Source organism: Oceanobacillus sp. MO10714A (assembly GCF_037072045.1).
GTDB classification, from domain to species: domain Bacteria; phylum Bacillota; class Bacilli; order Bacillales; family Amphibacillaceae; genus Oceanobacillus; species Oceanobacillus indicireducens.
Map to the genome: position 1 here is coordinate 1 of NZ_JAXHDC010000093.1, position 3,016 is coordinate 3,016.

General features: G+C 38.0%; 3 protein-coding genes. 2 read left to right on the forward strand and 1 reads right to left on the reverse strand.

Translation table 11 applies throughout. The annotated features are described in order from the left end of the window. Positions 1 to 222: 222 nt before the first annotated feature. Positions 223 to 678, reverse strand: coding sequence for an Lrp/AsnC family transcriptional regulator (locus SPD53_RS19540; protein ID WP_336253553.1), 456 nt, complete (start codon positions 676 to 678; stop codon positions 223 to 225). Positions 679 to 902: 224 nt separating this feature from the next. On the opposite strand from SPD53_RS19540, the gene SPD53_RS19545 reads away from it, so the two are divergent. Together SPD53_RS19545 and speB are read left to right on the forward strand one after the other, a co-directional pair. Next, positions 903 to 1,976: a YkvI family membrane protein gene (locus tag SPD53_RS19545; protein WP_336253554.1), complete on the forward strand. Its 1,074-nt coding sequence runs from the start codon at positions 903 to 905 to the stop codon at positions 1,974 to 1,976. A 23-nt stretch (positions 1,977 to 1,999) separates the two neighbouring features. Continuing rightward, the gene (gene speB, locus SPD53_RS19550; protein WP_156857121.1) at positions 2,000 to 2,980 is read left to right on the forward strand and encodes an agmatinase; all 981 of its coding nucleotides are present in this window, start codon (positions 2,000 to 2,002) and stop codon (positions 2,978 to 2,980) included. Positions 2,981 to 3,016: the final 36 nt, after the last annotated feature.

The window sequence follows — 3,016 nt, forward strand, 5'->3', positions numbered from 1 at the left end:
CTCCCTAAACTATCATGTTAGTAATATTTATTAACATGATTGATAGGAAGTATACAAGGCGTATAGAATAATGACTAACAATATAGATTCATTTTAGCATATAGGTGGGCATAATTTTGTATTTATGAGTGAATTGGTCAGTCCTAGTAACTTATTGAGTAATTTTACGTCCCTCGTTACCGATGTCTTCAATTGTTTTCACTATCCCAGGTTATTCACTCTTCATTGTTCATCATGGTAATTATCATGCGGCAAAATTACCCTTTTTTTCACAGGGGTGCCGAGCAACACAGATGTTTTTGTTTTTCCGTAGGGTAAAAGACTTTCCACCAATCGGGTGAGTTCCCCAATATCATATAGAGCCGCTTTGATGTAATAATGAACATGGCCTGTAGCTCGATGGCATTCGATCACAGCGGGTTCACTTGCAAGCTTTTCTTCAATTTTATTTAGAGGTTCCAGTATATCGCTTAATTCAATGATAACTAACAATTTCCGCCCGATTGCTTCAGGTGATATCAAGGCAGTATAGCCTTCTATCATACCTTTTTCTTCCAAGCGCTTCACTCTTTCGGCCACACTAGGACGACTAAGTGCCATTCTCTCCGACAGTTTACTTATTGAAATTCGCCCGTCCTCTTGCAGTAATGTTATCAGTTTGATATCTAATTCATCCATCCTTAATCCTCCTTTTTCAATATGATAAGTATATTAGTATATTTTTATTCAATTAGAAGGTTCTTTTAATTGAATTAATTCACTTTTGTATATAATAATTTAAAATTTCTACTATTATTATATGTAATATAATCTTGTTTGAAAAGGGATAAAAATTTTAAAAAGGAGGCAAGCTTTTTTGTAGTGGTCAAACAAGTGAAAAAAAATGAAAAAGAGGAGACATGATGAATAACACATTAAGAATCATTATTTTAGCAGGTACCTTCGTGTCATTTATATTGGGCGCTGGTACGGCGACGGGCCAAGAGATTCTGCAATTTTTCGTTTCATTCGGCTACTTAGGTATAGGTGCTATTATAATAGCTGCTGTTATCCATATGTGGTTCGGAGCCTATGCGATGGACACGGGACTGCGTTTACAGGCGAAAGATTCAAAAGAAGTCTTTATATATTTTTGTGGAAAATACCTAGGAATATTCTTCTATTGGTTTGCCCAGTTATTCATACTAGTCGTATTTGTCGTCATGATTTCTGGTGCAGGTGCAACCGTTTCGGAACACTTTGGGGTAGGTGTCGTTCCCGGACGTGCCTTAATGGCTATCCTTGTTATGATTACAGCTTTATTACGTTTAGACACCATCGTAAAGATTTTGGGAATAGCGGGACCTATTATCGTAATCTTTGCAATTGTAGTAGGAGCAGGGAATTTTAATGTAGAAGGATTTGGACAAGCTGGAGATATCCTTAATAACATTCAAATTTCAACCGCAACAAATCACTGGTGGCAATCTGGCTTTGTTTATTCTTCTTTTGTTCTCCTAGTTGCCCTTCCTTTTTTAGCGAATGTAGGGAAAGAAGAAACAAGCAGAAAAAATGTCATCTTGGGAGGTACTCTTGGTGGATTGATTATGCTTATCGGGGTTTTTGCAATCTATATTGGCATCTTGTCCAACGTCGAAGAAACACATACGATGGATATTCCAACCTTGTTCTTAGCAAATCAAATCAGTCCTTCGCTTTCTCTAGTCTTTTCTATCATTCTATTGATTGCGATATATACCACTGCAGTAGGTATGTTGTGGACCGTCGCTGTACAATTTTCAAAAGGCGACACGAAGAAATATAGACTTATTACCATTGGATTAACAATTGTCGGATTTTTCGGTGGATTATTACCGTTTGCCAAAATTATTGATTTGGTTTACCCAATCGTCGGCTATATCGGTCTAATATTAATTGCAGGTATGCTCTATCGGCAATTCATCAATAAAGGAAACATTGATAAACAAAAATTTTAAAAATAGAAAATGAGGGTTATAACATGAGTAAATACGCAAGAAAAGATAATTATACAAGAGTGAAATTGAACATGCCATTTACTGGTATTACGTCATTTAGAAAATATCCAATATGTACAAACCTAGATGAACTAGATGCAGATTTTGCAATCATCGGTGTACCAAATGATATGACAACCGCATGGCGCTCCGGCACTAGAATGGGACCAAGATCCATTCGCGAACAATCCTCTCTTTATGGATTCGGGGGAGGATATGACCACGAAAGAGATATTATCTATAGCGATGAAGGTTGGAAAATAGTCGATTGTGGTGATGTATCCATCATCAATGGCGATGTAGAACAGAGCCACGAAAATACCGAGGAAGCCATTCGGAAAATCATTGAAAAGGGAGCAATTCCTATCGTGTTGGGGGGAGACCATTCGATAACATCTCCAGTCGCTTTTGCACTAGACAAACACGAAAAAGTGAACGTCGTACAGATTGACGCCCACTTGGACTGGTTGAAAGAAGCTTCTGGCCAACGTTTCACACTCAGTAGCCCAATGAGACGGATGTCGGAAATGCCGCATATTAACAAAATGGCTCAACTAGGTATTCGCGGTGTTGGGAGCAGTCAGAAGGAAGATTTTGATGATGCAAGAGAATATGGCAGTTCGATTCTATCACCAAAACAAATTCGAAAAATGGGTATCGAGGAAGCATTGAAAGATATGCCTGAAGGTGAAAAGTATTATGTTACCCTTGATATTGACGGTTTGGATGCGTCCATCGCACCTGGTGCAGGATCCCCTTCCCCTGGCGGATTCTTCTATGACGAGGTCAGTGAAATCTTGGAAGTCGTTGCCAAAAAAGGTGATGTCATTGGCTTTGATTTAGTTGAGGTGAATCCTTTATATGACCCTACAGGAGTGACTTCTCAAATCGCAGCAAGACTTATCATCGATTTTATGAACTTCATTATTCATGAGAAAAATCTTAAGCAAGCTGAACAAAGTTAAGATTACAATAATCTACTAAGATTTGTATTTCAGAAA